The organism is Akkermansia sp. KLE1798 (genome assembly GCF_001580195.1).
GTDB lineage: Bacteria > Verrucomicrobiota > Verrucomicrobiia > Verrucomicrobiales > Akkermansiaceae > Akkermansia > Akkermansia biwaensis.
On sequence record NZ_KQ971071.1, the window covers coordinates 1 to 5,951 of the forward strand.

Sequence of the window (5,951 nt, forward strand, 5' to 3'; positions counted from 1 at the left end):
TTAATGGACTTTATGGACATATTGGCCGTAATGGCCCCGACATCAAACCCACTCTGTCCGTTAAGTCTACTGAGTCCCTTGAGTCTATTAGGTCCCTTTGGTCCCTTAATATCTTAATGGGATGTTTGAATGGGTTGTTTTCAAGAAAAAGAACAAGCCCCTGGAGTTGTTTAAACTCGAGGGGCTTGATGGTAAAAAATCCCGGCGGCGACCTACTCTTGCGGGACCTATCGTCCGACTACCATTGGCGCGGCAGCGTTTCACTTCCGGGTTCGGAACGGGACCGGGTGGGACCACTGCGCTCTGGCCACCGGGCTTCAGGGGGGAGCTTCTCTGTTGTGTGAGAGGGGGCTTCGTCCTGCCTGCCCGGCGCCCTTGTTAGGGGTGCTTTTCAGGGGGGGGATTTTTTATGTCTGGTTTTTTGTGTGTGGCAAGGAGATTTTCTTCCTGTTTAAGGGGAATGTTATTGGGAAGGGGGTCAGCGTAAACTGACATCTGCGTGGCTGGTGGTGTTATTTCATGCATATGGTGAATATGGGACAACCGGCAAGTTGTATTCACGATTGGGAGTGATGTAATATGATGAAGTCTATCGGTGATTAGTATCGCTTGGCTCAATACATTGCTGCACTTACACCTGCGACCTATCGACGTGGTGGTCTTCCACGAACCTATAGGGAAAACTCATCTTGGGATGGGCTTGGCGCTTAGATGCTTTCAGCGCTTATCCCTTCCGCACTTAGCTACTCGGCCATGCACTTGACAGTACAACCGATGCACCAGTGGTGCGTCAGACCCGGTCCTCTCGTACTAAGGTCTGAACCCCTCAATTTTCCAACGCCCACAGAGGATAGAGGACCGAACTGTCTCGCGACGTTCTGAACCCAGCTCGCGTGCCGCTTTAACCGGCGAACAGCCGGACCCTTGGGACCTTCTCCAGCCCCAGGATGCGACGAGCCGACATCGAGGTGCCAAACCACGCCGTCGATATGAACTCTTGGGCGTGATCAGCCTGTTATCCCTAAGGTACCTTTTATCCGTTGAGCGACGGCAATTCCACTTTCTACCGCCGGATCACTTGGGCCTGCTTTCGCATCTGCTCGACTTGTTGGTCTCACAGTTAGGCGGGCTTATGCCCATGCACTCGACACCCGGTTGCCAACCGGGCTGAGCCCACCTTCGCGCTCCTCCGTTACTCTTTGGGAGGATACCGCCCCAGTAAAACTGACCGGCTGACACGGTCCTCTGGCCGGATTCACGGCTCAGGGTTAGATCCTCCAGTTTCAAAGGGTGGTGTCTCATTGATGACTCGGATGCCCCCTAAAGGGCATCTTCAGCGTCTCCCACTTACTCTGAGCATTAAAACCGAAGAAACAATGACAGCTTACAGTTAAGGTCTATAGGGTCTCTCCGTCCTTCTGCGGGTAGGCGGCATCTTCACCGCCACTACAATTTCACTGAGCGCCTGGTTGAGACAGTGCCCAACTCGTTTCACGATTCGTGCAGGTCGGAACTTACCCGACAAGGAATTTCGCTACCTTAGGACCGTTATAGTTACGGCCGACATTCACCGGGACTTGGGTTCAGAGCTTCGCCTTGCGGCTAACCCCTTGCCTTAATCTTTCGGCATTGGTCACGTGTCACACCCTATACTTCGACTTGCGTCTTTGCAGAGTGCTGTGTTTTTGATAAACAGTCGGTTGGGCCATTTCTCTGCGGCCTGCATCGCTGCAGGCACCCCTTCTTCCGAAGTTACGGGGCTAATTTGCCGAGTTCCTTAACCAGGTTTCACTCTTACGCCTTGGTATATTCTACCCACCCACCTGTGTCGGTTTGCGGTACGGGTCGCTTAGCATACGCTGGGGCTTTTCTTGGCACTCGATTTGATGATGCGCTGGGTCCGTGGACCCAGCTCGGAATTCAATAACCTAGTCATCTCTTCTCATGCGTCCCCCCAGTTTAAGGGTCGCGAGCTCAGGATTATTAACCTGATATCCATCGCCTACGCCTCTCGGCCTCGGCTTAGGTCCCGGCTAACCCAGGGACGAAACACGTTGCCCTGGAAACCTCGGGTTTACGGCGGCCGGGGATTTCACCCGGCTTTACGTTACTCATGTCTGCATACTCACTTGCATGCGCTCCAGGGTCAGTCGCCATCACCCTTCAATGCGCATGCAACGCTCTTCTACCACTCTGCCTTGCGGCAAAGTCCAGAGCTTCGGTATAACGCTTGATCGCCAATCATTTTCGGCGCAGGATCACTCGATGAGTAAGCTATTACGCATTTTTTAAATGGTGGCTGCTTCTAAGCCAACATCCTCACTGTCTGTGTAATCCCACATCCTTTCCACTCAGCGTTATTTAGGCACCTTAGCTGCTGGTCTGGGTTGTTTCCCTCTCGACAATGAAGCTTATCCCCCACTGTCTCACTGCCACGTTCCATTGCACGGTATTCGGAGTTTGATAAGGTTTGGTAAGCGGGTGTGCCCCCTAGCCTTGTCAGTGCTCTACCCCCGCGCATCAGCACGTGACGCTGCACCTAAATGCATTTCGAAGAGAACCAGCTATCACGGGGTTTGATTAGCCTTTCACTCCTACCCTCAGCTCATCAGAGAACTTTTCAACGTTCACCTGTTCGGTCCTCCACATGGTTTTACCCATGCTTCAACCTGGCCAAGGGTAGGTCACCTCCGCTTCGGGTCCAGTACCTGCGACTTAATGCGCCCTATTCGGACTTGCTTTCGCTACGACTCCGGGCCGGAAGCCCTTAGTCTTGCCACAAACACTGACTCGCAGACTCATTAAACAAAAGGCACGCCATCGCAGATTGCTCTGCTCTGACACTTTGTAGACATACGGTTTCAGGTTCTATTTCACTCCGCTCACAGCGGTTCTTTTCACCTTTCCCTCGCGGTACTTGTTCACTATCGGTCGCCAACTAGTATTTAGCCTTGCGCGGTGGTCCGCGCTGATTCATACATCGTTCCACGTGTGATGTATTACTCAGGATTCCACTAATTCCCACTCTGGATTTCGTCTACAGGGCTTTCACCTTCTATGGCCAGCCTTTCCAGGCTGTTCTACTATCCACTATGGTCGAATATGTCGTGGTCCTACAACCCCGAAGGAGTACCTTCGGTTTGGGCTCCATCCGCTTTCGCTCGCCACTACTTACGGAATCGATTTCTCTTTCTTTTCCTCCGCTTACTGAGATGTTTCACTTCAGCGGGTATTGCGTTTCATACCCTATGTATTCAGGTATGAACGACCAGGTATTACCCCAGTCAGGTTACCCCATTCGGACACCCCCGGATCATCGCTTGCTTGCAGCTTCCCGAGGTTTTTCGCAGCTTGCCGCGTCCTTCTTCGCCTGTTGGCACCAAGGCATTCACCGTACGCCCTTACTTACTTCATCATATTGCAAAAGCTTTTTACCACTCTTACAATACCACAAAGCCCTTTCGTGACTTACTGTATTGTCTTTTTATCTTGGTATGCATGTTTTTTGTGTTGTTGTAGTTGTTGTTATTCAACTACCCACTTGTTGGAAAGCGATTGCTTCTCAGCAATCGTTTCTTTTGCCACGCAGATGTCAATTTTCGTCTTCCTTCCAATAAGCAATTTCTTGGTGGGCCTGACAGGACTTGAACCTGTGACCCCGCGCTTATCAAGCGCGTGCTCTAACCAACTGAGCTACAGGCCCGGCTTGGGTCTCTCGCGGTTAAAAGGGAATAGGTAACAGTTAATAGTTAACAGTTCTTTTCCTTTTTCAACCCGCTTACCGAAACTGGTGGAGGCACGGGGACTCGAACCCCGGACATCCAGCTTGCAAAGCTGGCGCTCTACCAACTGAGCTATACCCCCAGTTGCGGGTCTTTCCGAAAAAAAGGCCGTGACGCACGTCGTACCGGCTCCGCTCAAAGGCGAGCCTGCTTTACACATCTTGTTGTAGTTCGTTGCGCTCCCTCGCGAGATACGCTTTCTCATCCCTCGGGACGAGAGCCGACCTATGCAGTCAATGCTGCACTTACTCCATAGAAAGGAGGTGATCCAGCCGCAGGTTCCCCTACGGCTACCTTGTTACGACTTCATCCCAGTTACCAGTCTCACCTTAGGACCCTGCCTCCTTGCGGTTGGCTTCAGATACTTCGGGTGCGACCGGCTTCCATGATGTGACGGGCGGTGTGTACAAGACCCGGGAACGTATTCACGGCGCCGTAGCTGATGCGCCATTACTAGCGATTCCGGCTTCGTGTAGGCGGGTTGCAGCCTACAGTCCGAACTGGGCCCAGTTTTCAGGATTTCCTCCGCCTCGCGGCTTCGGCCCCCTCTGTACTGGGCATTGTAGTACGTGTGCAGCCCTGGGCATAAGGGCCATACTGACCTGACGTCGTCCCCACCTTCCTCCCAGTTGATCTGGGCAGTCTCGCCAGAGTCCCCGACTTTACTCGCTGGTAACTGGCAACAGGGGTTGCGCTCGTTGCTGGACTTAACCAAACATCTCACGACACGAGCTGACGACGGCCATGCAGCACCTGTGTAACGCCTCCGAAGAGTCGCATGCTTTCACATGCTGTTCATTACATGTCAAGCCCAGGTAAGGTTCTTCGCGTTGCATCGAATTAAGCCACATACTCCACCGCTTGTGCGGGTCCCCGTCAATTTCTTTGAGTTTTAATCTTGCGACCGTACTCCCCAGGCGGCACGCTTAACGCGTTAGCTCCGGCACGCAGGGGGTCGAATCCCCGCACACCAAGCGTGCACCGTTTACTGCCAGGACTACAGGGGTATCTAATCCCTTTCGCTCCCCTGGCCTTCGTGCCTCAGCGTCAGTTAATGTCCAGGAACCCGCCTTCGCCACGAGTGTTCCTCTCGATATCTACGCATTTCACTGCTACACCGAGAATTCCGGTTCCCCCTCCATTACTCTAGTCTCGCAGTATCATGTGCAATCCAGGGGTTGAGCCCCTGCCTTTCACACACGACTTACGAAACAGCCTACGCACGCTTTACGCCCAGTGATTCCGAACAACGCTTGAGACCTCTGTATTACCGCGGCTGCTGGCACAGAGTTAGCCGTCTCTTCCTCTTGTGGTACTATCTTTTTAATTTGCTCCCACATGACAGGGGTTTACAATCCGAAGACCTTCATTCCCCCACGCGGCGTCGCACCATCAGGGTTGCCCCCATTGTGAATGATTCTCGACTGCTGCCACCCGTAGGTGTCTGGACCGTGTCTCAGTTCCAGTGTGGCCGGACATCCTCTCAGACCGGCTACCCGTCATCGCCTTGGTGAGCCGTTACCTCACCAACTAACTAATAGGCCGCGAGCCCATCTCCTAGCGCATTGCTGCTTTGATCTTTCAATCGTATGCGGTATTAATCCCGGTTTCCCAGGGCTATCCCCCACTAAGAGGCAGGTTACTCACGTGTTACTCACCCGTGCGCCACTAGAGAATTATTAGCAAGCTAGCAATTCTCCCGTTCGACTTGCATGTCTTATCCACGCCGCCAGCGTTCGTTCTGAGCCAGAATCAAACTCTCCATCAAATATAATTTTTGAAATTGCTGGACCAAATGGAATCTCTCGATTTCATTTGCGCCATGCTTCGCAAGCTCTTCACTCGGGTTTGTCTCCCTCGTGCCTCCTCGCTTATACCAGCACGGCGCGCGTCACGACCTTTTTTCCTTCCCTTGCTTCTACCAACCCTCCCCTCTCAGAGCTAGGTCGCTCCTTCAAGCCAGTGCTCCTCCGGGCGATTCTCATCGCTCAAAGGCCGGCCCTGCGAAGGGTTCGGTAGTCATTCCCTTGAAAATCTTCTTATCGGCGCTCTCTATCTAAAAAAGCTTCCTGCAGACGGCCGGCTTCCCTTCCCTTCGTTTCCCTTTCCGGGGCCCTCAGAGACGTTGGCCTTTCGTACTGCCGCCGTGTTGGCGTGCCGAGAAGTCTA

At 53.0% G+C, this 5,951-nt stretch carries 2 tRNA genes and 3 rRNA genes; all 5 read right to left on the reverse strand.

Annotation, left to right across the window (positions count from 1 at the left end):
* Positions 1-199: 199 nt before the first annotated feature.
* Positions 200-315, reverse strand: a 5S ribosomal RNA gene (gene rrf / locus HMPREF3039_RS02355).
* 264 nt (positions 316-579) lie between these two features.
* Positions 580-3,415 (reverse strand): 23S ribosomal RNA (locus HMPREF3039_RS02360).
* A 211-nt stretch (positions 3,416-3,626) separates the two neighbouring features.
* Positions 3,627-3,703 (reverse strand) — tRNA-Ile (locus HMPREF3039_RS02365).
* An 85-nt stretch (positions 3,704-3,788) separates the two neighbouring features.
* Positions 3,789-3,864 (reverse strand) — tRNA-Ala (locus HMPREF3039_RS02370).
* 174 nt (positions 3,865-4,038) lie between these two features.
* Positions 4,039-5,550 (reverse strand): 16S ribosomal RNA (locus tag HMPREF3039_RS02375).
* Together the 16S, 23S and 5S rRNA genes with 2 tRNA genes alongside form the textbook arrangement of a ribosomal RNA operon.
* Positions 5,551-5,951 lie beyond the last annotated feature (401 nt).